The 22,631-nt window shown below is 51.1% G+C and carries 19 protein-coding genes and 2 tRNA genes; 13 read left to right on the forward strand and 8 right to left on the reverse strand.

What is annotated here, in order from left to right:
* The first annotated feature begins 70 nt into the window (after nt 1-70).
* The 4 genes from ACQ4M4_RS12260 to ACQ4M4_RS12275 are packed head-to-tail and all read left to right on the forward strand — an operon-like array spanning nt 71 to nt 5,210.
* The gene (locus tag ACQ4M4_RS12260; protein WP_430684768.1) at nt 71-1,198 is read left to right on the forward strand and encodes a hypothetical protein; all 1,128 of its coding nucleotides are present in this window, start codon (nt 71-73) and stop codon (nt 1,196-1,198) included.
* Nucleotides 1,199-1,207: 9 nt separating this feature from the next.
* Nucleotides 1,208-3,724 carry an ATP-dependent DNA helicase RecG gene (gene recG, locus ACQ4M4_RS12265; protein ID WP_430684769.1) on the forward strand — a complete coding sequence of 839 codons (2,517 nt, stop codon included), beginning with the start codon at nt 1,208-1,210 and terminating at the stop codon, nt 3,722-3,724.
* Nucleotides 3,721-4,368, forward strand: coding sequence for a TraX family protein (locus tag ACQ4M4_RS12270; RefSeq protein WP_430684770.1), 648 nt, complete (start codon nt 3,721-3,723; stop codon nt 4,366-4,368). Before recG ends, ACQ4M4_RS12270 begins: the two co-directional genes overlap by 4 nt.
* A 56-nt stretch (nt 4,369-4,424) precedes the next feature.
* A complete protein-coding gene (locus ACQ4M4_RS12275) occupies nt 4,425-5,210 on the forward strand; it encodes an intradiol ring-cleavage dioxygenase (RefSeq protein WP_430684771.1) in 786 nt (261 codons plus the stop codon).
* A gap of 156 nt (nt 5,211-5,366) precedes the next feature.
* Here the strand turns inward: ACQ4M4_RS12275 and ACQ4M4_RS12280 are convergent, their stop codons facing one another.
* Nucleotides 5,367-5,729, reverse strand: coding sequence for a single-stranded DNA-binding protein (locus ACQ4M4_RS12280; RefSeq protein ID WP_430684772.1), 363 nt, complete (start codon nt 5,727-5,729; stop codon nt 5,367-5,369).
* Between the two features lie 962 nt (nt 5,730-6,691).
* Between ACQ4M4_RS12280 and ACQ4M4_RS12285 the strand changes: the two genes are divergently transcribed.
* From ACQ4M4_RS12285 to mreD, 3 genes are all read left to right on the forward strand, one after another.
* Nucleotides 6,692-7,735 carry a rod shape-determining protein gene (locus tag ACQ4M4_RS12285; protein ID WP_430684773.1) on the forward strand — a complete coding sequence of 348 codons (1,044 nt, stop codon included), beginning with the start codon at nt 6,692-6,694 and terminating at the stop codon, nt 7,733-7,735.
* Nucleotides 7,736-7,904: 169 nt separating this feature from the next.
* On the forward strand, nt 7,905-8,663 hold the full coding sequence (mreC, locus tag ACQ4M4_RS12290) for a rod shape-determining protein MreC (RefSeq protein WP_430684774.1): 759 nt from the start codon (nt 7,905-7,907) through the stop codon (nt 8,661-8,663).
* 22 nt (nt 8,664-8,685) lie between these two features.
* Complete coding sequence (gene mreD, locus ACQ4M4_RS12295) at nt 8,686-9,288, forward strand: rod shape-determining protein MreD (RefSeq protein WP_430684775.1); 603 nt, start codon at nt 8,686-8,688, stop codon at nt 9,286-9,288.
* A gap of 213 nt (nt 9,289-9,501) precedes the next feature.
* On the opposite strand, the gene ACQ4M4_RS12300 is transcribed toward mreD, so the two are convergent.
* The 3 genes from ACQ4M4_RS12300 to ACQ4M4_RS12310 all read right to left on the reverse strand — a co-directional run bounded on the left by ACQ4M4_RS12300 (nt 9,502) and on the right by ACQ4M4_RS12310 (nt 12,952).
* On the reverse strand, nt 9,502-10,362 hold the full coding sequence (locus tag ACQ4M4_RS12300; RefSeq protein WP_430684776.1) for an HAD family hydrolase: 861 nt from the start codon (nt 10,360-10,362) through the stop codon (nt 9,502-9,504).
* A 113-nt stretch (nt 10,363-10,475) separates the two neighbouring features.
* A complete protein-coding gene (gene dtd, locus ACQ4M4_RS12305) occupies nt 10,476-10,958 on the reverse strand; it encodes a D-aminoacyl-tRNA deacylase (RefSeq protein ID WP_430684777.1) in 483 nt (160 codons plus the stop codon).
* 44 nt (nt 10,959-11,002) lie between these two features.
* On the reverse strand, nt 11,003-12,952 hold the full coding sequence (locus ACQ4M4_RS12310; protein ID WP_430684778.1) for an FAD-dependent oxidoreductase: 1,950 nt from the start codon (nt 12,950-12,952) through the stop codon (nt 11,003-11,005).
* A gap of 266 nt (nt 12,953-13,218) precedes the next feature.
* Here ACQ4M4_RS12310 and ACQ4M4_RS12315 point away from each other — a divergent pair, with 266 nt between their 5' ends.
* Nucleotides 13,219-14,052, forward strand: coding sequence for a peptidoglycan-binding domain-containing protein (locus ACQ4M4_RS12315; protein WP_430684779.1), 834 nt, complete (start codon nt 13,219-13,221; stop codon nt 14,050-14,052).
* 477 nt (nt 14,053-14,529) lie between these two features.
* Here the strand turns inward: ACQ4M4_RS12315 and crtH are convergent, their stop codons facing one another.
* Nucleotides 14,530-16,077 carry a carotenoid isomerase gene (gene crtH / locus ACQ4M4_RS12320; RefSeq protein WP_430684780.1) on the reverse strand — a complete coding sequence of 516 codons (1,548 nt, stop codon included), beginning with the start codon at nt 16,075-16,077 and terminating at the stop codon, nt 14,530-14,532.
* A gap of 302 nt (nt 16,078-16,379) precedes the next feature.
* On the opposite strand from crtH, the gene ACQ4M4_RS12325 reads away from it, so the two are divergent.
* Nucleotides 16,380-16,461 (forward strand) — tRNA-Leu (locus ACQ4M4_RS12325).
* A 266-nt stretch (nt 16,462-16,727) separates the two neighbouring features.
* Here the strand turns inward: ACQ4M4_RS12325 and ACQ4M4_RS12330 are convergent.
* Both ACQ4M4_RS12330 and ACQ4M4_RS12335 read right to left on the reverse strand, forming a co-directional pair.
* Entirely contained in the window at nt 16,728-17,330 is a 603-nt protein-coding gene (locus ACQ4M4_RS12330) for a hypothetical protein (RefSeq protein ID WP_430684781.1), read from the reverse strand.
* A 20-nt stretch (nt 17,331-17,350) separates the two neighbouring features.
* Complete coding sequence (locus tag ACQ4M4_RS12335) at nt 17,351-18,034, reverse strand: hypothetical protein (RefSeq protein WP_430684782.1); 684 nt, start codon at nt 18,032-18,034, stop codon at nt 17,351-17,353.
* A gap of 665 nt (nt 18,035-18,699) precedes the next feature.
* Between ACQ4M4_RS12335 and ACQ4M4_RS12340 the strand changes: the two genes are divergently transcribed.
* The 3 genes from ACQ4M4_RS12340 to ACQ4M4_RS12350 all read left to right on the forward strand — a co-directional run bounded on the left by ACQ4M4_RS12340 (nt 18,700) and on the right by ACQ4M4_RS12350 (nt 21,065).
* Complete coding sequence (locus ACQ4M4_RS12340) at nt 18,700-19,056, forward strand: DUF4870 domain-containing protein (protein ID WP_430684783.1); 357 nt, start codon at nt 18,700-18,702, stop codon at nt 19,054-19,056.
* 254 nt (nt 19,057-19,310) lie between these two features.
* Nucleotides 19,311-20,462 carry an MFS transporter gene (locus ACQ4M4_RS12345; protein ID WP_430684784.1) on the forward strand — a complete coding sequence of 384 codons (1,152 nt, stop codon included), beginning with the start codon at nt 19,311-19,313 and terminating at the stop codon, nt 20,460-20,462.
* 42 nt (nt 20,463-20,504) lie between these two features.
* Nucleotides 20,505-21,065 (forward strand): pyridoxamine 5'-phosphate oxidase family protein, encoded by a 561-nt coding sequence (locus tag ACQ4M4_RS12350; RefSeq protein WP_430684785.1) that lies wholly within the window; start codon nt 20,505-20,507, stop codon nt 21,063-21,065.
* A gap of 49 nt (nt 21,066-21,114) precedes the next feature.
* On the opposite strand, the gene ACQ4M4_RS12355 is transcribed toward ACQ4M4_RS12350, so the two are convergent.
* Entirely contained in the window at nt 21,115-22,194 is a 1,080-nt protein-coding gene (locus tag ACQ4M4_RS12355; RefSeq protein ID WP_430684786.1) for a RuBisCO accumulation factor 1, read from the reverse strand.
* 118 nt (nt 22,195-22,312) lie between these two features.
* Between ACQ4M4_RS12355 and ACQ4M4_RS12360 the strand changes: the two genes are divergently transcribed.
* Nucleotides 22,313-22,385: transfer RNA gene (locus tag ACQ4M4_RS12360), tRNA-Ala, on the forward strand.
* The last annotated feature ends 246 nt before the right edge of the window (nt 22,386-22,631 follow it).

A 22,631-nucleotide genomic window follows, 5' to 3' on the forward strand; every position in this document is an offset into this window, starting at 1 on the left:
AGTTGTCGTGAGGTATGGTAAAAGCAGGTCTAACCAATTCGGTGGGCCTGCTTTTGTGTAGGTTGGAGCTATGGCTAGAACTGTTGAGCGTATTGACCAGGAGATCGCTGAATTGCAGCAATCGATTGAAGCGATCGCCCAAAAGTATGAAGAAACCTATCGCGGATATCTGACTGATTTGGGGCATAGCGTACGTCGCCAGCTCATTTCGGCGGCGTACCATGTTTGTACTCAGGGGTATCCCGAGCGATTTCTCCACCTCTCCTATAGCCAGCAGCAGGCGCTTCAGCAAAGCGTTCGAGACTTGGCGAAGCAAACCCAAGACCATCTCCTCGCTCACATTGAGCCGCCGCCACTTGCAGATTTACCCGAAGTAGAAACCGAAGCAGACCCCGATCCTGCAACAACTTCGGCAAACACAGCAGACCTCTTCGAAGACTCGCCCCCAGAGTCGTTCCTTAGCGAGCCGTCAGAACCGTCAACGGCTGAGATGGAGCTAGCCGAACCCGAAGCGATCGCAGAAGCCTTGGCCAATGAGCAAGCCTCGAATGAGCAAACCCTAGCGACCTCCGGCAATCCATCGGAACAGACGCCATCACCGAAGTCATCACAGACATCAGCCAGCGATGCCGAACAGCGCGCTCAATTAGAGCAGATTGCGATCGCCGCTCAGCGCCAAGTCGAAGAGCGGGACCTGGCAGCTATGATCATTGCTAGTCTGAAATCGGGAATGGAACCCATCCCCAAATCGCTTACGCCGCTGGATAAGTTAGTCCGCTGGCAAAAGCGGGTGGAAGAGGGCATTCAAGACGAACTCCAATCCCTATCGCAATCTGCCAACAAGCTGTTACACCATGCCGAAATTCTCCCCAATCGGGTTCCAGAACCCATTCTGGAAATTGCCACAAAGGCAGGGGCCGTATCTGAACCCACAGCCAGTCCGCCCAATTTGATGAATTTGGTGATTGAAGCCAAACATGTGCAAACCGATGCATCCGAGATGCTGCGGCTTATTGCGGTGCGGCTACGGCTTTCGGAAATTGAGTTTGGGGATACAACCTTAGCCACATGGCGATCGCAACTGAGATCTCTTGCCAGCCAGCTCAATCAACTGGGTCGCCAATACCGCAAAACTTGCAAAGAAAAAGCCACCGCCCAGGCAGAGCTTGCCTGGCGTGCCAGCTGGTTTGATGAATAGGCTGTGCAGATGAGCAACCTGCCGCCATCCATGGATTGGATTCGATTGCAAAAAGCTCTGGCTGTTGAAGCAGAACAGGGCTTCAACGATTTGCTAGGCAAACAGTATCGGTTCAGCGAGTTTCTGAGCCTCAGTCTCAGCCAGCCGCCAACGGACCTATTGCCCGCCGAGCAGCAAAAACTAAAAGAAATTGCCAGCCAGTACGGCCAGTACAGCGATATGAGCTTTGCTCAACGGCAGCACCTTGTCGCTGAGACGCGGCGATCGCTCTACCAAACCAAGCGATCGCTCGAAGATCGTCAGCACGATTCCCCAGCAGACTTGGCTAACTCCACCACCCCAACCACCAGTTCTTCCCGCACCGCCACAAAAACGAAAACGCCCCGCACTGTCCCCTTAGTGCAGGCCAAGACGAGCAACCGTTTGGATCTGGAGCAAGCTGTTACTTACCTTCCAGGCATTGGCCCCAAAAATAGCGAGCGGCTTGCCAAATTGGGTCTCTTCACCGTTCGGGATCTGCTGTTTTACTATCCCCGTGACCACATTGACTATGCACGGCAAGTCAACATTCGCCAAATGAAAGCTGGGGAAACGGTTACCCTCATCGGTACCGTGAAAAGCTGCACCTGTTTTAGCAGCCCCCGCAACGACAAACTCACCATTCTAGAACTGGTGGTGCGCGATGGCAGCGGCCAAACGCGCCTCAGCCGCTTTTACGCAGGGCAACGGTTCCGCAACCGCAGTTGGCAAGAGCAGCAGCGCCGCCTGTATCCACCCGGTGCCATCATCGCAGCTTCGGGGTTGGTTAAGGACAGCAAGTATGGCGTCACCCTGGATGATCCCCAAATTGAGGTGATCGATCACTCCGATGCTTCTATCGACTCCATGAAGGTGGGTCGAGTCTTGCCTATTTACCCCCTCACCGAGGGCGTACCCGCCGACTTGGTTCGCAAGGCGATCGTCAGCGCGCTTCCGGCGGGTGCCCAACTTCAGGAGCCACTTCCCAATGGCTTACGCACCAAGTATGAATTAACCGACATTCAAGCAGCGATCGCCAACATTCATTTTCCTCCCAATGGCGAAGCATTGGCCGCAGCCCGCCATCGCCTTGTCTTCGACGAATTTTTCTATCTGCAGCTAGGTTTGCTAAAACGGCGGCAAGCCCTACGCCAACAGCAAACCGGAGCCGTGCTTGCACCCACAGGCCAGCTCATCGACGAATTCTATCGGGTACTCCCCTTTACCCTAACTGGTGCCCAACAGCGGGTCGTTAACGAAATTCTCACCGATTTGCAAACCCCCAGCCCCATGAATCGGCTCGTGCAAGGCGACGTAGGCTCTGGTAAAACCGTCGTTGCCGTCGTTGCGATTTTGGCGGCAATCCAGGCTGGCTATCAAGCCGCACTCATGGCCCCAACCGAAGTATTGGCCGAGCAGCACTACCGCAAGATTGTGGAGTGGTTCAATCTGCTGCATTTGCCCGTAGAGTTGCTCACGGGCTCAACCAAAGCGGCAAAGCGGCGACAGCTGTTAGCCGAGTTGCAAACGGGGGAATTGCCGTTACTGGTGGGCACCCACGCGCTCATCGAAGATCCGGTGCAGTTTCAACAATTGGGGCTAGTCGTGATCGATGAACAGCATCGATTTGGCGTGCAGCAGCGGGCACGTCTTCAACAGAAAGGCAATCATCCCCACGTACTGACGATGACCGCCACACCCATTCCCCGCACCCTAGCCCTTACGCTCCACGGCGACCTGGATGTGAGCCAGATCGATGAGTTACCGCCCGGACGGCAAGCAATTCAAACGACGGCTTTGGGAGCAAAAGAGCGATCGCACGCCTACGATCTGATTCGCCGCGAAATTGCTCAGGGTCGTCAGGTTTATGTGGTGCTGCCCCTTGTGGAAGAGTCCGAAAAGCTTGATCTGAAATCGGCGATCGACGAATACCAGCGGTTGCAGGAAATGATCTTTCCCGAATTTCAAATCGGGCTGCTGCACGGCCGCATGACCTCCGCCGAAAAAGATGAGGCGATCAATCGATTTCGCAACAACGAGACCCAAATCCTCGTCTCTACTACTGTTGTCGAGGTTGGAGTAGACGTACCCAACGCCACCGTGATGTTGATTGAGCACGCCGAGCGGTTTGGCCTCTCCCAACTGCACCAGCTCCGGGGTCGTGTGGGCCGAGGCGCTGCCCAATCCTACTGCTTACTCATGAGCAGCAGCAAAGCTGAAACAGCGCGCCAACGCCTCAAAGTGCTGGAGCAATCTCAGGATGGTTTTTTCATCTCCGAAATGGACATGCGCTTTCGGGGACCTGGCGAGGTATTGGGCACTCGCCAGTCTGGGTTGCCCGATTTTGCCTTAGCCAGTCTGGTTGAAGATCAAGAAGTGCTGCAACTAGCTCGCGAAGCCGCCGAAACTGCCCTATCCAAAGATCCAACGCTAGATCGTTGGCCCGCAATGAAAGCTGAATTAACCTACCGATATACCAAACTCATGGGAGGCGCGATTTTGACGTGAGCAGGCTAGCCCTGACCAATTATCACATCAAGCTACTGGCAGCTCTATTTATGGTCATTGACCATGTGGGCTATGTTCTAGTGGACAATAATTCAACGATGCGGCTAATTGGTCGTCTGAGCTTTCCCCTATTTGCTTGGCTCTTGGTTCAAGGAGAGGCTCACACCCGAAATATTTGGCGCTATGGCATTCGACTGCTCATTTTCGCAGTGATCTCGCAGCCCATTTACCAGTACACCTTTCAAATTTTTACGCTAGATCTCAACATTCTGTTCACGCTGCTGATTGGGCTGGCGTGTTTGAGAGGAGCCCGACGCTACCCCTCAACTCAACTCATCATTTGGGTGCTTGGAGCGGCGATCGCCCAACTGCTGCGTGTCAACTATGGCGCTTACGGCATTGGCGTCATCGCTCTCATTCGCTTTTATCGCAACAGTCCCATTTGGTGGAGTGCATGGGTCGCCGTGCATCTTTTGTCCTGGATTGAATATGGGGCAAGCCAATTTCCTGCTGTCATCACTCCAGGTATTTTTATGTTAGCCAACCACCAGCTCGGCCCCAAAGCCCGCTGGTTCTACCTGTTTTATCCAGTGCATTTGGCCATCCTTTGGTACTTACGAGTGGAATTTATTCCAACTGCATAATCCACCACTTCTATCGTTTGAAGTAATACACCCGCAGTCAATCGGACAGAAATACCATGAACAAGCACTCGATAAACCGTCCCATAACCCGTCCTGCAATTCGTCCCACAACTGCGGCTACGCTCCGTCGTCGAGAGGTGTTGAGGTTTCTGGGAGGTCTCACGACCGTTTCACTCGTGGGATGCTCCCAAGGGCAATCCACCTCATCTCAATCCACAGGTGCACCAACCCTGGCCGCGACAACGCCCAATTGCGTCGTTAAGCCCGAGCAAACCGAAGGCCCTTACTTTGTGGATGAACGGCTCAACCGCTCCGACATTCGCTCCGATCCATCGACAGGTTTGATCAAGCAAGGAGTGCCCTTGCAGCTTACCGTTCAGGTTTCGCAGGTTGGCAATGGTACGTGCACCCCCTTGCGTGATGCCATGGTTGATATTTGGCACTGCGATGCTGAAGGCGTGTACTCCGATGTGAGCGATCGCCAAGCGAACACCGTTGGGCAAAAGTTTTTGCGCGGCTACCAAACCACCGATGCCAACGGAATCGCCCAGTTTTCGACCATCTATCCGGGCTGGTATCCCGGCAGAACCGTTCACATCCACTTCAAGATCCGCGCCAACTCTACAGCTCAACAGAGCTACGAGTTTACCTCGCAGCTTTACTTTGATGATGCTGTCACAGATCAGGTTTATGCGCAGCCACCCTACGCCAGAGGCGGACAACGCACACCCAACCATCAGGACGGGATCTTTCGCAACGGAGGGGACCAACTGATGCTGCAACTGGCCCAAACCACAGCAGGATATACTGCAACGTTTCCTATTGGCCTGAACTGGACCTAGTGCAACGCTGATATGCGACCAGGAACCGCTGCCAAGACTATCGGAAACCCAGTCAGTTCCTTCAAAAACCGTGCCCCGATTGAACAGGAACATGGTTTGACTAGATCAATTGAACGGTGAGATGAATCGGCGATCGCCCGCTCCCAAAGCAGACTCCTAAAACTCACTATCGTACGAATCGGGCATAGCAGCCTCCTGATCCCGCTTCGAGCCCAGCAGCTCCAGCCGATCAACTCGAATCACCGGCTTCGATCGCTCCACACCTGTGCTTCGATCCTGCCAATAGTCAAACTTGAGAGAACCCGTCACCCCAATCAAACTACCCTTCCGCACATAATCAGCAGCAATTTGAGCCGTTTTTCCCCAAATTTCGAGATTAAACCAATCGGGCTCATCGCTGTTGCGGGTGCGTCGGTTGACGGCCAAAGTCAGGTTGCACACCACATTTCCCGACTCGAAATACTTCACCTCAGGATCGCGACCTGCCCGTCCAACCAATGTCACAACGTTAATGCTCATAGCAACCTCAAACGCTTACCGCCATGTTTAGCTTATATAGAACACATCGTTTTTTGAGTCTCAAATTGTGTAAGACACAACAAAAAACAATCTTTTTCGCAAAAGGCAAAGTCTTGCAACAGCTCCTCATCCACAAAGATGACGGCTCAACAGTATCGCCACGTTTCCGACAAAAGGGTTGAGGAAAGATGGCTGTTTCTCATCACCATCTCATCGCTGCCCAAACTTTTAACCTTATCGTCTCGAAAACTCGAAAAATAGTTTGCCAGCCGCAATTGATAACACCAAACCACAAAATTTTCCTACAAAATCCTCATGTATGATCAGCAAGGTCTAGCGTTTAAACCGCATCGAGCGATCGCATCATGAACCCAGTTCCAAAAATTAGGAGACCAAATAACTCACAAAACCATGAACGACCCTTCTATTTTAGTACAAATTTAGTACAAAGGTGGGCAGCGTTAAATCGCCCATTCCCTTAGCTTGAGTGTGTTTCAAGCCTACAAGTTACTTCAGACTGCGGGTCAATTTATCTGGCTTATTCAAGCGGAAAGTAAGGTCTAGATGCGGTGCGATCGCCAACACTGGCCATCTTCTCACAATCAATTTCTCTCATCACGAGTGCAACAACCCCGCTCTTTAAAAAGCCCTAAAGCCCCTCAGGATAAGTCAATCGCTCAAAACAAAAAATGAGAAACAAGCATATCTAAATGATCGTCGCTAAAATCATCCAGTATGCTTATTGAACAACCTGAAATTTTGTTAGCGATCGCCTCATTCGCAGTGGTTTTGTGCCTTCTTTTGCCTTCATCTGTACGCCGTTAATCGTTTCCTCATATCCCTAAAAAACCTCTACGCTAGACTGTTGACACAAAACATAATAAAATCCACATCGATTAGCGTTGAGTCTAGAACGGGGTCATTTAGGGATCTTTATCTAGCATCAGGAGAAAAGTAGACTCGTGGGACTATTAAGCCGTTTCTCATTTTCGCGTGACATGGGTATCGATTTAGGTACTGCAAACACGCTGGTTTATGTATCTGGCAAAGGCATCGTGCTGCAAGAGCCCTCAGTGGTAGCGATCGACCAAAACCAGAAGCTTCCCTTAGCCGTGGGAGAAGACGCCAAAAAAATGCTGGGACGAACTCCCGGAAACGTGGTTGCCCTGCGCCCGCTACGAGATGGGGTAATCGCAGACTTCGACACCGCCGAGCTCATGCTCAAGCACTTCATCCGTCGAGTGCACGAGGGCCGTACCTTGGTATCTCCCCGCATCGTCATTGGTATTCCCAGTGGCGTAACTGGTGTAGAACGCCGTGCCGTCATGGAAGCCGCATCCCAAGCCGGTGCCCGCGATGTATATCTCATTGATGAGCCTGTAGCCGCTGCCATTGGTGCCGGTCTTCCGGTAGCCGAGCCCACCGGAAACATGATCATTGATATTGGGGGTGGTACAACCGAGGTTGCCGTGCTCAGTTTGCAGGGCACCGTGTTGAGCGAATCGGTGCGGGTTGCAGGCGATGAGCTAAGCGAAGCGATCTCTCAATACATGAAGAAGGTTCACAACCTGGTCATTGGTGAGAGAACCGCCGAAGAAATCAAGATTCACGTTGGATCTGCCTACCCTTCTGATGATGATAACGAAGTCATTATGGAGGTTCGCGGCTTGCACCTGCTGTCGGGTCTGCCTCGTACGGTCACCATCAAGAGTCCCGAAATCCGTGAAGCCATGGCCGAACCTTTATCGGTCATTATTGAAGCCGTGAAGCGAACCCTAGAGCGCACTCCTCCCGAACTCGCTGCTGATATTATTGATCGAGGCATCATGTTGGCTGGTGGTGGAGCCTTGCTCAAAGGTCTCGACACCCTCATCAGTCATGAAACTGGCATCGTCACCCATGTCGCTGCAGACCCCCTGAGCTGTGTGGTTTTGGGTACAGGTCGTGTACTTGAAAACTTTAAGCAGCTTGAGCGAGTCTTCAGTGGGCATTCGCGCAATTTCTAAGCCAAATTCTGTTTCTAATCTTCCTGCGCATGTCTCTTGACCACTGTAAGGAAGATAGGAGCGGATCAGCTTGGGGGACTCAATGGCGATCGCCCAAAGCATCGCTAAAAGCAATTAAACAGGGTTAACGTCGTTCTCCCTGTTTCTGGGGACGCAGTAGAGGAGTTGAATGCTAGCAGTTCGTCGCTGGTGGAATCGTCATGGTTTAAGAATTGGGCTAGTCGCACTGGCCATAGCTAGCGCTTGGGCATTGCGACAGACTCAAGGTGCTGCCGTATACGAACTCTATCGACTGATCACCCTCCCGTTTCAAACTCAAGAAGCCCAGCGTACGGCTGCCCTTGAAACAGCCCAAAGTCTTGAACTACAAGAGCGATTAATTGAGCTAGAAAACCAAAATCAACGACTGAAACAGCTGCTAGATTACAACGCGGTCCAAGCCAAGCCCGGCGTGGTAGCGCCCGTTGTGGGGCGCAGTGCAGACCATTGGTGGCAGCAAGTCACGCTAGGTCGCGGTAGCAATCACGGCATTACCGAAGGGGATGTGGTGTCGGGAACGGGTGGCATTGTCGGGCGAGTTGTGCGCGTCACGCCCAACACAAGCCGCGTGCTGCTTGTGAGCGACCCCACCAGCCAAATCGGGGTGACCGTCAGCCGCTCTCGGGTCATGGGCTTTATGCGAGGACGCTCGGGCACCCGTGCGGTAATGCAATTTTTTGAAAAAATTCCTGATGTTAAACCTGGAGATGTCGTCTCCACCTCAGCATACAGCGAACTATTTCCGGCGGGCTTGCCCGTTGGCCGTGTCGAATCGATCGATTTTAACAAGAGCCCTGCCCCCGAAGCGGTCATTGAATTATCTGCCCCAGTGAGCTACCTGGAGTGGGTCACCATTACACCCCATACCGTTGTTGGTTCTCGTCCTTAATACAAATTCAGGGGTACTGCCTGTGCGCTGGTTACGGACGCTTAGCCCAAATGCTCGCCAGCTTGTTAGCTGGACTGTGACGACCGTTTCTGTTCTGGTCTGCTTGCTGATTTTGCCTGCTCGTTTGCCAGGGATGGAGTTACTTGGGGTCGCTCCTAACTGGCTGCTGATTTGGGTAGTCGCTTGGAGCATTAAGCGATCGCTCTGGCAGGGTGCTTTGGCAGGCGTGGTGCTGGGTCTCGCTCAAGATGGCATGACCTCGCCCTATCCCTCTCATGTGCTAGGTCTGGTGGTGGTTGGTGTGCTAACCGCAGGGATTCAAAAGCAACGGTTCATCCAAGAGGACTTTATTTCTGTTGCGCTCATTGTGTTTGGAATGGCTGTTGTAGCAGAAACCGTCACAGCCGTGCAGTTCAGCCTAGGCAACTTAACAGGTAGTCTCTCCACCGCTTACCCAACCCTCGGCGAAATTTGGCGCTACCACCAGCGAATCGCGCTCTGCTCTGCCATTCTCAGCAGTCTGTGGGCACCTGTTGTGTATTACCCGCTAAATCGCTGGTGGGAAATGATGGAGATCGTAGAGCAAGGCAAAGCGCCCACAGTCTCGGCCAAAGCCGTTCGCTAAATATTTTTGGTTGAAGACTTGTCTGAGGATTTCCCAGCGCACAATCTTCAGACAAGTCTTTTTTGAGTGCGTTCTGTGCACATAAACACAGATGGGAACGCTTAGCCGGATGCATCCATCAACAGAATTTTTATGAATGCTGGATTGCATCGATCCTAGGAACTTTGGATGTTCTGGATGACGATGAACTTAGCCAAAAGGCGATCGCGCCACCTAGCAAAAAGCCCGAACAAGCTCTTGTTGATAGATAAGGTAATGAGCGGTTGAGAGTAAATCTTGGTGAATGCGATCGGGCTGAAATCGCTTGAGATAGTTAGCACTACGGATTCCGCAAGTTAGCGCAATCGTAGAAATTCCTGCCGACTGCCCTGCCAAAATATCTGCCTCTGTATCTCCCACCATCACAGCCGCATCAACGGCCGAGGCCGAGAAACTGTGGTCCTCAATGACCTGAGCCAGCAGTCTTGTCTTTAGCTCGGCCTGGTTGCGATAGGCCGCATCGCGATCGCTCGTTCCACGAATATCCGTAAACAAATCAGCCAAACCATAGCTCTCCAAAATTTGCAGAGCTTGCTCCTGGCAACGCAACGTCACCAAAATAAGCCTTGCCCCTTGCGATCGCAGCAATGACAACGCCCAGCGGACACCAGGCTGCAACCGATCTTGGTGCAACAGCGCAGGCTGATTTACAATCTCAGTCACGCGCTCCAAAAAATAATCAACATGATGCGACTGAAGCCCAGAGCGAATCGCAATTTCCAAATCAGGAACCCGATCCTGCTTCATTTGCCAAAATTGAGTCTTCGACAGCACATGAATCGGAATTGGTTCTCCCATCGCCTCGTACACCGCTTGCAGGTCGGCCAACCCCAGCTGGTAGGTTTGGTAATAGCGCTCAGAGACATCAATAATTGGCCCGTCAAAATCACAAAACACAGTTAAATCAGATGCCGACAAGCCAGGCGAAGTCCAATGATGCATGAGATCAGGTTCATGAGCCGCCAAAAAGCGCTGAGTGGAAGAGCTTTGCATCTTGAACGATAAACCTCGGTCAGTGGCTGTGGCAACGGACATAGACTGTTACCAGGGATACGATTTCTTAAACACTTCTTTACATTAGCAGCCATCGTATAAGTCGTCAACAACTATGGAGCCAGCTTGCATAACGAATTCTTATATAGGAGCCTTTATTCTCCATTGTAGTTCTCACAATCAAATTCAACTGTGGCTTCGCGCTCTAACAGCATGGTTACAGGGCCATCATTTTCAATAAAAACCTGCATCATCGCACCAAATTGGCCAGTCTCAACCTTGAGAGAACTGTGCCGCAACTTATCAACAAATTGTAAATAGCGGACTTCTGCAATGTCTGGTGGGGCCGCCTGATCAAATGACGGTCGGCGGCCCTTGCGGCAATCACCGTATAAGGTAAACTGACTCACCACCAGCAATTCACCACCAAGATCCACAACAGACGCATCAAAGCGCCCAGTGTCTTCATGGGGAAATAGGCGAAGTTCCAGACACTTGCGGACCATCCAGTCCAACTCAGCTTCGGTATCGGTTTTGGCAATGCCCACCAACAGCAGCAGTCCGCGACCAATCTGGCCGACAACTTTTCCATCCACCGTGACGTGAGAAGCCGTCACTCGCTGAACGACCACGCGCATCGTTGATTCGTCCTACTCGCTCATCGAACAGTTAGCTTTTGCCGCTACCAATGGGTGCGAATTCCCTGAGCCGACATGTGCTCATACAGTCGAGGCATCAGGCGATTGGGAACGATCGCAGCGGGAGTCAGTTCCGGTTGGTTTTGGCGAGCGATCCACCCTGCTGTGGAGCCTGCTGCTGCTCCAATGCTCCACTCGCCGTAATGAACGCGGGTGGCTGCATTCACAATGTGGCTGGCCGCGATCGCCTTGCCACCAATCAGCAAATTGTCTACCCCTTGTGGGATCAATGCCTCCAATGGAATTTGGATCGGACGCACCAAATGTTCCTTAACCGAAGCCCGAGAAGCCTCACCGGTTGGTTCCCAGTTGCGATAACGGCAGCCATGAATGTCAATGCCGTAGTGAGTTACCGCCACCGAGGTGGAGCTAAAATCGCGGCCCTCCATATCAATTCGAATATCAGGCTCGCGCATCATAAAGTTGGTGTCGCCATAGGCCGCACGTCCCACAATACGCCGCCCTTCACGAAAATAGGGCACCATACTCAGCCCGGACTCTGTGTTCATGGGCATCCCTGGCCCAGATAAATAAGTGAGCGGCATTGCAGCGGTGGACTGGTTTTGTAACAACCACTGGGCAAAGCTGAGGGCATGATTTTCCCCGTGGCGCAGCGACAAAATCGACAGCCCGCCCATCCAATTTTGATATTGGTTCGTCTGGCTAAGCTTTTCTTCCGTCAAGATCAGCGGTGGATTCATCCAGTTCCAATCATTTCCCCGAGTCCAGTTCACCATGGAAATGTCGCCCATGGCTGGAGTGCCGTTAAAGGCATTGGAATACGTAGTGCTGACAATCCGGCGATAGTTAAATAAGCTGCGTCCTGCAAACATGGGCGCGCCATCCATAGAGTAAACACTATCGTGCTCGTGCTTGGGATAGAAGGTCTTAATGTAGTCCAATCCTTTTAAGCTTTCGCCATTGTCGTTATGTAGGGCGAGAGCAAAGGGAAACGTGTAGGCTTGGGTGCACTCTGGATTATCGAAATTGGAGGCGTTTGGTTCGCCACTGGTCGCTTTGGACTCTGACCCAAGACGGTAGGGCACCCGTGACCACGCAACCAGTTCTCCCGTATCGGTTGCGTCGATCACCATCATTTGCTTCCCTGCGGGGGGCTGCAAGCGAATGGGAACTTTGCGGAACTGATGATCGCTTTCCCAGGAGTACCAGGACTGAAGCTCGACGGATAACCGCCCTGATGGCACGTAGTTCAGGTCGTGGGGTCGCCGCTGAACGGCGTAAATCGCAGTAATCTCATCTCCGGCTTCATTAAAGTCGGCTCCCTTGAAAGCCGTGGCGATCGCCCATCGGCTTCCTGGCGAAAATTGCAGCGCATTCTCCAAAAATTCGCGAGATGCGTTGGCTCCAGCCTCAGGTGGAAAACAAAGACGCCCCACCCAACAGTTATTCGTGTTTGCAGCGGGGGTATTTGCTGGCAGTCCCGTAAACGCAGGCAGGGCAATGGTTTGCTGCTCAATGCGCCCTTTAAAGTCAAGCCAGCTGCGAGAGAAGTTTTGTAGATTCAGCATTTTCAGCGACTCGTCAATCGCTGAAACACCCTGGGAACTGACTTGCCCACCCAACCACGGGGTTAGTTCAATCAAACAGGTTCTTGCGCCCGATTCCATCGCATGAGCGGCAGCGGCAATACCACCGAGGCTACCGCCAACGACCGCCACCTCGCATTCCCAGACTTCGGCTGCTTGTGGAAACGCCGCTGTCGAGGGACGTCCATTGGGTAGAAAGACCGCTGGTGCGATCGCACCTGAATCAATTTCCGCAGGGGCCACAGTTTCCTGCCCTGCCAAATTCGTAGCCAAGGGAGGTTCTCGACGTTCAAACGCAGTCAAAAAAACAGCAGAACCAGCACCCGCAAATAAGCCACACAACGGCAGGAGCCAGGTTAAAGGACGAGAGGCGAAGAATCGAATCATGCCGAATTTTCGGATGCTATGCTAAGAAAAACAAAGATTTTGCTGCAAATTCTCGTTTTATCGAGGATTACAGCACGGAATTGAGCAAGAGATAACGCTCAACTCGTTCAGTACAACACATTTTCAGAAATTTGAACCATTGTTGTTGTGGCAATTTGTAGAACTTTTTAGATTAAAGCGCTGATCCCCCTGGCGGTAATGCTGTTTTCTAGTCATGCGCTTTCATCCCAGCCCCAAATATCGTTGACACGCAAAAGGAACAAACCATGGAGATTCAAGGACTTGCCCCCAACCCTTTAGCAAAATTGTTCGGTGTGGCGATCGCCTCCTCCATTTTGCTCACCACTGGCGATGCCTTGGCCCAGGTCTATAGTTTTGGGAGTAGCGGTACTGCCGTTCGCGACATTCAAAATGCGCTGGGCGTTTCTGCGGATGGCGTCTACGGGTTAGAAACCGAAAACGCAGTTTTTGCGTTTCAAAGCCGCAATGGCTTACAGGTGGACGGGCAAGTTGGTCCTTCCACGCTGAGAGCCCTTGGCCTGGTCTATCTCATTGAGGGCAACACCACGAATGTGGGAGGGCCATCTATTCCAGCAGGGCCGGCCTATGGCACCAGCGCCATTGTTCGCACAGTATCTGGCGATGTCCTCAACGTGCGCGATCGCCCCAACGGGAACGTCGTCGGCGTGGTCAACAACGGAGTTCGTCTCAATTTAACTGGACGGCAGGAAAGCGCGGCAGGTTTCCGCTGGGCAGAACTATCCGGGGGCGGATGGGTCGCCTCCGAATACCTCGTTTTTAGCAATACGGGTGGCCCCGATCCAAGCTATCCCAACTATCCTGGCGATCCCGGCTATCCTACCTATCCTGGCGGCACGATTAGCCAAATTGGTCCCTACGTTGTTGCCGTACCGGGCAGTGGTTCCGATCTTCTATTTCGGGTGCGCCGTTTCTCCAATGGGGCCTTTCAGGATCAGGCGAGTCAGGGAGCCTTCGTGAATGCAGGCGCATTCCAAGAGCGCAACGCCGCCGAAAACTTTGCGTCTCTTTTACGCCGCAATGGCTTCGATGCCCGAGTCACCTATCGGACTTACCTGTAGTCCGCTTAGAAAGCAGACTTTCATCATCGGTGCGATCGCTTTCTCAAGTAGGAATTTGGGTCATGCCAAACCCCTACTCAAGCCATTGCAAAGTCGTGACTTCTCATCCCTAGGCACTCTGCGCTCTGCACAAATGGCTTTGGGGAAGCATGAATTGTTGCACGGTTCTGCTACGCAACAATTCATGCAGAAAGTCTCCCGATTATCGAATCATTGATCGTCAAGCCACCGAACAAAATCCAACACCACAAAGAGTGGGGATCGAGATGATCCCCACTCTTTGTACTAAAGGTATAGCGATCGCCAGTTTGATTAGGAGATTTTTGAGGGATGGCTCCGCCATCCCTCAAAAATCTCCTTGTCTCAACTAAGCTGGCGACAGCTATAGGACTGACACACTTCCGACGAAAAACCAGGGAATTGCATGATGTTTGGATCAAACATCATGCGACTGCGTAAGCCCTGAAAGACTCACGCTCAGCGCAAACCCAGATCTGTTGCAATGCGGTGGGCGCAAGCAAACCCCGAAAACGCAACAGCATTGAGCCCTTGCCCTGGAAATGTACTGTCTCCCACACAATACAAGCCCGGAACTGCCGTGCGATTAAATGGCATACCCAACAATCCCAGCAGCTTACGGCGAGGGATGGGGCCATAGGTTCCGTCTGCCCGCCCCAAAAAGCGGCGATGCGTGCGTGGTGTACCCACCTCTTGATAATCCAAAGCATTAGCAAGATCAGGAAAAATTGCTTCCAATCGCTCAATTAGTTGAGCGGCAACTACTTCTTTCTTGGCCTCGTACTCTTTTGCAGAAAGATGTTGCCAGTCCTCGATCCAATCGGGGGTAAAAGCATGGATAATATGATGCCCTGCGGGTGCCAAAGACGGATCCAACAGCGTTGGAATGGAAACAAACAGCGTTCCTTGAGCGGCTTCAATGCGATCCCAATCTTCCAAAACAATGTGATGGCACTCCGTACCAGCCGCTAATACTTCGGCTTTAACCCCCAAGTGCATGCTAAAAAAGCTGGGCGATTTTTGGTAACGCTGCTGCCATTTTCGCTCACTGCGCGGCATAGTATCCGCTGGCATCAACTTTTCAAACGTGTCCCATCGGGTGGCATTGGAAACGATGCGCTTGGCAAAATAGCGTTTTCCATTAGCCAACTTGACGCCAACAGCCCGCCCTTGCTCCATCAAAATTTCAGTCACGCGGGCTTTGTACTCAATTGTACTGCCAGCTTTTTCCAGCCCTTCTACCAACTTTTGAGCAATTTGCCCTACACCACCTTTGGGATAGTTGATACCGCCATAGTGGCGATCGCTAAACACCATACCCGCGTTGATCATGGGAGTTTTGTCTGCGGGTACCACCGACCAGCAATAACACTCCATGTCAATAAACTGCAGTAGCTCTGGATCTTGAATGTAACGTCGGGCAATGTCGCCCACATTCTGCGGTAAGTACTTGACCAATCCTAAACACGACAACGGATGCTGAAAAAAGACCCGAGTGAGATAACGCGGCTCTTCCAACGACAGCAACTCCATCGCATTCAGACAATTGAAAACAGCCCAGCACTCGTCATAAAATTTGCGAATTCCAGTTGCTTCGTGAGGAAAGCGATCGCTCAGTTCTTGCAAAAAATTCTCATATTCTCGGTATACCTTCAGCTCCAAACCTTTGGGCAAATGGTAATGAATCTGTACCGGATCAGGAATCGTCTCAATCGACATGCCCACCGCATCCAACGCACGCGTTAGCAGATTGGTGGTTCCCTGGCTGCCAAAGCCAAAGATCATCGAAGCCCCTACATCAAAGCGGTATCCTTCGCGCTCAAAATAGCCAGCGCTGCCTCCTGGAATGATATACCGCTCCAGAACCAACACTTTTGCACCCTTGGCCGCAAGTTGAGTTGCTGTAACCAGCCCCCCAATCCCCGAACCAATCACAATGGCATCCCACGTTTGGCCACTGGAATTCTGTGTTTCTTCTACCTGAACTGCCTCACTCTTAACCGTCATGAAAAGCCAAACCGCTCAACTGTAAACGCGACGCCTTACTCAGTGTATCTGAGCCAAGCCTCGCACGCTGAACCAATGTATAGGAAGCCTGTGCTTAACCCTCCAAAAAAAATGGGGGATTAGTCTGCCGGACTAACCCCACCTGCCGATCCTTTGAGAGGAGAACACTAAAATTAGAGTAGCCTTGTTGAAAATAATTGTCAACAGGTGAGGTCCTAAATTTTGGAGGCGATCGCAATTTCATCTCATTTTGCAAAATTGGTGAACCCGTGGCCTTGGTTTGCTATTATGGTGAAGCACTCGCGGATGTGGCGGAATTGGTAGACGCGCTAGATTTAGGTTCTAGTTCCTCACGGAGTGAAGGTTCAAGTCCTTTCATCCGCATGAAATAAACACCCACACATAAATCCTGCGAAATTCGCACACCATCAGCCATGGGTGCGAATTTCGCCTTAAAGGCAAACACTTTACCTGCGGGATGGCTATTGGCTTGTTTTTGCAAGGCTAGCATCCTCGCGTTTAAGACTGGCAGCCTTTATTTATCACAGGACTTTACGCAGTTGAATGATGTTTGGAGTGCTAAATGCCCCAAACATCATTCAACCCCCTGTTTTTTCGGATGAAGTGCGTCAGTCCTGCATCCATCAGGCTTAATCATGCGAATCAGCTTCCGCAGCAAGGTTGAGTTTTATCAGCGCTAGCCCTGTGATGAAGCCATAGGCAGCCCAACCACAACCGCTAACAATACCCACCAGCCAACTGGGTAGCCAAGGACAAGCCGCTGCACACAGCCCAGCGCTAACACCCCCTTGAGCCATCCCACCCAGCACGCTGGTCAGAATCCAAGCCCAAGTGCCATAGCTTCGGAGTTGCAGAACCAAGCTTTGGGCGATCGCCATGCCAAACACCATGAGCGGCCCTGTAACCAAATTGAGCCAAAAGACCTCCCACAAGCCAAATTGTTGCCATAAAGCATCAACCGCTGGGCGGTAAAGTCCCTGGCTTGCTGCTAGTAATAACGTACTGGCGATCCAACCCACAGCACTTGCCAGCGGCCACCACCGAAAGCGTCGGGTTGAGCAAAATACCATCCACTGCGCTGATCCTAAAATTGCGCCCGTCAGGATGAGGGTTGCCGCAAACTGTAACCCATGATTTTCTAAAAAGCCAACGAGAAAGCCACCCACAAAGTTGGCCCCAACCCAAGCAGCCAGCCATTGAGCAGGATGCGATCGCCCAGCAACACGAGACATACGCCAACTCCAGAGAGGTATTACAAGCCAGGCAACAGCGACAAATTTTGCATCATGTCATCCAAATAAGGCTCGAACAGACGAAAATCTACCTCATTGGTGAACAAGCCCGTGGAATCACCATTCATCACACCAGTCGAAAACACATAAACCATCTCACCATCAGTCGCCATATAGCCAACCATACGCTCAAAGCTGGTTCCATTGGGATGGCTCGTCAAGTATCCAAAGCTAAGTCCTGGCAAACCGCCAACCACCATCGCTTCTGGTGCATCTGCCGAAAACCTTAAAGCTGGATCTGCAATGCGGCGATCTTGCTCAAAGGCAACATAGTGGTTTTCGACCAAAGCCTGCAAAAACGACAGCTCCGAACCTTGGATAAGAGCCACTTCATTGAGCGGCGCCGCCTCGCTTGCAGGATAGCGAAAGCGCTCTACCGTGCCGATCCGCTCACCGTTGGCGTACACGCATAACAGCACCGGATTCTCGCAGGGTGCAATTTGCCAATTTTGGGGGGCAGAGGTTGGCTCCAAAATAGGGCTCCAACCAGTCAAGTTGGTAGATGAGGCATTGGAGCTTGAGTGGACCTCCATTTCAAACCTGTTCGATTGAGGAGGTGACAATACATTCTCCGAACAGGCCATAAGAGCGTTGGTCAGCAACATCACTGCGGCCAAAGTCGAGTTGCGAATCATTTGTTTCATAAAGTAACGCCAGAAAATAACGCAGGTTTGACATTGCACAGGTTGAAGAGGCAGTGGGGAATGAAGCGGCCAAGCAAATGTCATTGCTGAATCAACTATTTCCAGGAACTCCACGACGCCTGCTACATCACACCTGCTACATCAGTACACTCAGATGGAGAGACACCAGCTATGGTGGAGATGACTCAGTATGGATGATGAGCAAGTGTTTCTGCTGCCCTCAAGTTCTCTTAATTTCTAATGTGTTCGCGATTGCTAGGTTTTAGCAAATGGTTGCCAGAACTGAAACACAAGACACTAAAGCACAAAACTTTGCACAGAACGACACATTCACCCCAGTGACAACCAATCCCGCCAACGATTGATCTACACTTGGTAAAAAACCGGTTTCTCCGTAAATCCAAACTTCTCCGTTGGATCTCCTTAAATAACCTCCTGCAATTTTGGGTGATGTTCTAAACAGGTGAACCGTAACCAAATCGTGCGATCGCCTTAAGATCAGCTCCGATCGCACAAGGGTTGCATCTCTACCATCCCTCAGCCACAACGTCACATTTCAGAAGTCACTGACTCAGCCTCACATTCAGCGCAAGAGGCTACGCTGAAGATACAGCACCGATTTCTTCACAGATGGCAATAGATTAAAAGGAGCATACTGCAGCAGTATGATGAACGATAAAACAGACTTAGAAAACCGGAAGATTTTAGCCGTTTTATGCCATGCTTCGCAGCTGTTTAGCTCCTTAGCAATCTCGATTGCCGTTCCCATTATCATTTTGATCATTTCAGAAGACCCAATTGTTCAAGCTCACGCCAAGGAAGCGATTAACTTTGCAATCAGTGTTATTCTCTACGCAATTATTTGTTTAATCCTGACGATCGTAGTCTTTGGTATTTCAGGTATCTCCCTGTTTGTTCTGCTGTTTATTGGCAGTTGGATGTTGCCTATTTTTGCAGTTGTTCGGGCTGCGACAATGCCCGATATTCCGTATCGATATCCCTTTGTGATGCGCTTCGTGTAAAACGAGCGCTAATCGGGTGATACATGACCGCTCTACGGTGAATGACCGCGATCGCCCTCACCACACCCAAAAGAATTTAGACCTCCTGCATCTGTGAAACACAACCCCGTAAGTAGATGCGGGTATTAGCCATGCGTTAGACATATGCAAAAACTGGAATAAGATGCCACAATAACCAGCACTAAGATAGGCATCTTGCAGGTGAGCTTGTAATGCGCAATGCCATTCAGTCTGTTTATTATTTTCCAGTTAAAATGACCCTGTTGGTTGTGAGCACGCTCACCGTTATGGCAGGGGCCACGATTGCTCCTTCCCTTCCGGCAATGCAGTTTCACTTTGCTAATATTCCTAATTCGCCCTATTTAGTCCGGCTCATACTCACGATTCCTGCGCTGAGTATTGCCATTGGGGCACCATTTTTGGGAGTTGTTAGCGATCGCCTCGGTCGAAAACCATTGCTACTTGCATCTCTGCTGCTGTACGGATTGGCTGGCAGTTCCGGCACATGGCTAAATTCCATCGGGCTAATTTTGGTAGGCCGCGCCTTGCTCGGTATTAGCGTTGCAGGCGTTATGATCACCACAATTGCCCTAATTGCAGACTACTATTCTGGCGACGAACGGGGTCAGTTTTTAGGCTTGCAGTCAGCATTTATGGCCTTGGGGGGCGTATTTTTTTTGGCGGTTGGAGGGTTCCTCGCCGATTTTTATTGGCGTATGCCATTCTTGATTTATTTAACAGCGTGGGGCTTGGTTCCGTTCGTCCTCTTTTTATTACCAGAGCCTCAAAATTCTGATGCAGCAACCGATGCAACTGTGATTACGCTTGATGAACCCCAAACATTGCCAACGCAGCTATTGTGGTTGACTTATGCGATCGCCCTTGCATCGCAAATCGTGTTCTACATCATTCCCACTCAATTACCTTTTTATCTTCAACAACTCGCCAACACCAGCGCGTCCCAAAGTGGTTTGGCGATCGCCCTTGCAACATTCTCTGCCGCAATCAGCTCTTTATCCTACCAACGTATTAAATCCGGTCAAACATTCATTGGAATGTATGCCCTGTCATTTATCAACATGGCTGTTGGCTATATCATCATTGCACTTGCCCAAGGGTTGGTGACAGCATTGCTTGGCTTAGCGATCGCAGGTTTGGGATTGGGCCTGCTCATGCCAAACATGAATTTTTGCTTAACCTCCATTGTCCCCAGTGCCGTGCGGGGTCGCGTGCTTAGTGGCCTAACAACCAGTTTCTTTTTGGGACAATTTTTGTCACCCCTAGTCAGCCAACCCCTCAGCCAGCTCACAAGTTTAGGTGCAACCTACGGTTTTGCTGGTGCATTCATGGCGTTGTTAGGTGCGATCGCCCTACTTGTGTGGTGGAACGGCAACCAATCTAGCTAGTATTCTGAAGCAATCTTCTAGCCAAACCAGAGCAAAAATTTCATGGCAAAACTGTTTGACCATATTACAGACGAGCTACGCAGCTTCATTGCGAAGCAACAGATGTTTTTTGTTGCAACAGCTCCACTCAGCAATGCAGGGCATGTCAACCTTTCTCCAAAAGGGCTAGATAGTTTTCGGGTACTCTCTCCACATCGGGTTGCCTATCTTGACCTGACTGGCAGCGGCAACGAAACCTCAGCCCACCTACTTGAAAATGGTCGCATCACCCTCATGTTTTGCGCATTTTCAGGCTCACCCTTGATCCTGCGCCTTTACGGACAAGGAGAAGTCATTCTGCCCAACTCCGCCTATTGGAACGACCTTGCTTCCCATTTCCCACCCCTGGCAGGTGCCCGGCAAATCATCCTGGTTCAGGTTGAACGGGTGCAAACCTCCTGTGGCATGGGAGTGCCCATGTATGAATCTGCTGAGCAGAGAGAGCTATTGACCGATTGGGCCACAAAAAAAGGCAAACCCGGACTCAAAGAGTACCACCAACTTAAAAATCGAGTCAGTATTGATGGATTACCAACCCCCCTCATGGCGTATCTTGGCGAATAGGGATTGTTCAGCCCGATCCGCCCAACAACGCTCCTAGAAACGGCCATGGCTACTCATCCAATTGCCATGGCTCTTTGTTATAGCCCTCATCCAAGACCTTTTTGGACCGCAGCACTAACGCCACACGACCAATGATCTGGGCATTGCCAGCTTCAGCTAACCACTCAACCTGCAACTGATCCTCATGGTTGATTAAAAAGTAGCTGAACTCATTCCACTGGCGATCGCCCCGATCCACCAAGACCAACACATCTTCCACCACCTCATCAGGAAAGTTGGGCAAGTCATGGCTAGAAGCAATCAATACAACAGGATCTTCTGCGGCATACACAATCTGCCAACCTGGCATGGGTACCCAAGCACCCTCCCCAGAAAATTTGACAATATTGAACGGTTCTTCTGCCTCAACCATGGGCACAGCTTTCAAATCTGCCAACGTCATCGGCAGTTTGCCCGCTACAGGTAGCAACCGGGGTACCTCACTCTCTGTTTCTAAACGATAGGTGGGGAGCAACGGCACTTTTTTAACCGCCGCGACTGAAAAGTCCGTTAGCAGCTTTTCAATTTGCTGGCGGGCACTGGCACTGGCCGCAAATCTCAACCCTTGAGCAATGAGTCGCGATCGCTCCTGTAAATCTCGCTGCTGCTTGGCTAACTTCCAGTAGTAATAGGCCACGGCATCTTCGGGATACTGAGGAAACTCCTCCGGCGAATTTGCAAATCGAGAAAAATCTTTGAGCGCTTTGGCAACATCCCGCGCCCCTTCTGAATCAATGCCCTTCTCCGTGACCAAAGTTGCCGCCGCCACGCGATCGCTCTGGTTCAAAATCCGCAACTCATACAGCGTATCGCTCCCCGTCTTCTCAAATCGAGCCTGCACCGCATCCGACAATCCTGCGCCCACCATTGAGCTGTAAACCTGGGCTGCCACTACCAGCTGATTTTGATGAATCGGCTCAAACCCTGTTTCCTCAAAAATGCGCTGAGGCGTAAAACCAGCCTTTTGCAACTGCTGACAGCGATCGCCCCACAGCCGCCAATGGCCTTCTTTTCGGCGCAACGACAACAACACATTGCTGACTTCAGCCTCGCTCAATGGCGCAGAACGGTCGGGTGTAGGTCCAGTCATAAAACTTTCGCATCTCAACGTGCAATCTCATTTTGGCGCATTTCCTGCCCCGATAAATCTTATTTCAGAAAATGCTTGACTTCTCCTATCGCTTCAGGCATTATTAAAAACGCGCAACGGGGATATAGCTCAGTTGGTAGAGCACTTCAATGGCATTGAAGGGGTCAGCGGTTCGAATCCGCTTATCTCCATAAGTACAAATTTCAGGCAAGGTTTTGGAAGGTCTGGGCATACAACCATAAGTTGAGCAAAATGCTCACTTTATGCTTGTTTTTTTCGCTGCTCATCTTATGCTTGTAACTTGGGTTGCGCCAACATAGATTTTAGGTATTTTTGCTTATATTTTATTTGGCTATCCGCTTGCGGAGGATTTTAATGCTCTAATCGGGTAAAAGGGGACACGGCAGCGTGCCCCCTTTTACCCGAATCCAATTAAG

Source organism: Leptolyngbya sp. AN02str, from assembly GCF_050565595.1.
Taxonomy (GTDB): Bacteria; Cyanobacteriota; Cyanobacteriia; order Elainellales; family Elainellaceae; genus Kaiparowitsia.

What these genes read in the sequence shown, in the direction of transcription:
- ACQ4M4_RS12260 (WP_430684768.1), top strand. Translation starts at nt 71, where the DNA reads ATGGCTAGAACTGTTGAGCGTATTGACCAGGAGATCGCTGAATTGCAG.
- recG (WP_430684769.1), top strand. Translation starts at nt 1,208, where the DNA reads ATGAGCAACCTGCCGCCATCCATGGATTGGATTCGATTGCAAAAAGCT.
- ACQ4M4_RS12275 (WP_430684771.1), top strand. Translation starts at nt 4,425, where the DNA reads ATGAACAAGCACTCGATAAACCGTCCCATAACCCGTCCTGCAATTCGT.
- ACQ4M4_RS12280 (WP_430684772.1), bottom strand. Translation starts at nt 5,729, where the DNA reads ATGAGCATTAACGTTGTGACATTGGTTGGACGGGCAGGTCGCGATCCT.
- mreC (WP_430684774.1), top strand. Translation starts at nt 7,905, where the DNA reads ATGCTAGCAGTTCGTCGCTGGTGGAATCGTCATGGTTTAAGAATTGGG.
- ACQ4M4_RS12300 (WP_430684776.1), bottom strand. Translation starts at nt 10,362, where the DNA reads ATGTCCGTTGCCACAGCCACTGACCGAGGTTTATCGTTCAAGATGCAA.
- dtd (WP_430684777.1), bottom strand. Translation starts at nt 10,958, where the DNA reads ATGCGCGTGGTCGTTCAGCGAGTGACGGCTTCTCACGTCACGGTGGAT.
- ACQ4M4_RS12310 (WP_430684778.1), bottom strand. Translation starts at nt 12,952, where the DNA reads ATGATTCGATTCTTCGCCTCTCGTCCTTTAACCTGGCTCCTGCCGTTG.
- ACQ4M4_RS12315 (WP_430684779.1), top strand. Translation starts at nt 13,219, where the DNA reads ATGGAGATTCAAGGACTTGCCCCCAACCCTTTAGCAAAATTGTTCGGT.
- crtH (WP_430684780.1), bottom strand. Translation starts at nt 16,077, where the DNA reads ATGACGGTTAAGAGTGAGGCAGTTCAGGTAGAAGAAACACAGAATTCC.
- ACQ4M4_RS12330 (WP_430684781.1), bottom strand. Translation starts at nt 17,330, where the DNA reads ATGTCTCGTGTTGCTGGGCGATCGCATCCTGCTCAATGGCTGGCTGCT.
- ACQ4M4_RS12335 (WP_430684782.1), bottom strand. Translation starts at nt 18,034, where the DNA reads ATGAAACAAATGATTCGCAACTCGACTTTGGCCGCAGTGATGTTGCTG.
- ACQ4M4_RS12340 (WP_430684783.1), top strand. Translation starts at nt 18,700, where the DNA reads ATGATGAACGATAAAACAGACTTAGAAAACCGGAAGATTTTAGCCGTT.
- ACQ4M4_RS12345 (WP_430684784.1), top strand. Translation starts at nt 19,311, where the DNA reads ATGACCCTGTTGGTTGTGAGCACGCTCACCGTTATGGCAGGGGCCACG.
- ACQ4M4_RS12350 (WP_430684785.1), top strand. Translation starts at nt 20,505, where the DNA reads ATGGCAAAACTGTTTGACCATATTACAGACGAGCTACGCAGCTTCATT.
- ACQ4M4_RS12355 (WP_430684786.1), bottom strand. Translation starts at nt 22,194, where the DNA reads ATGACTGGACCTACACCCGACCGTTCTGCGCCATTGAGCGAGGCTGAA.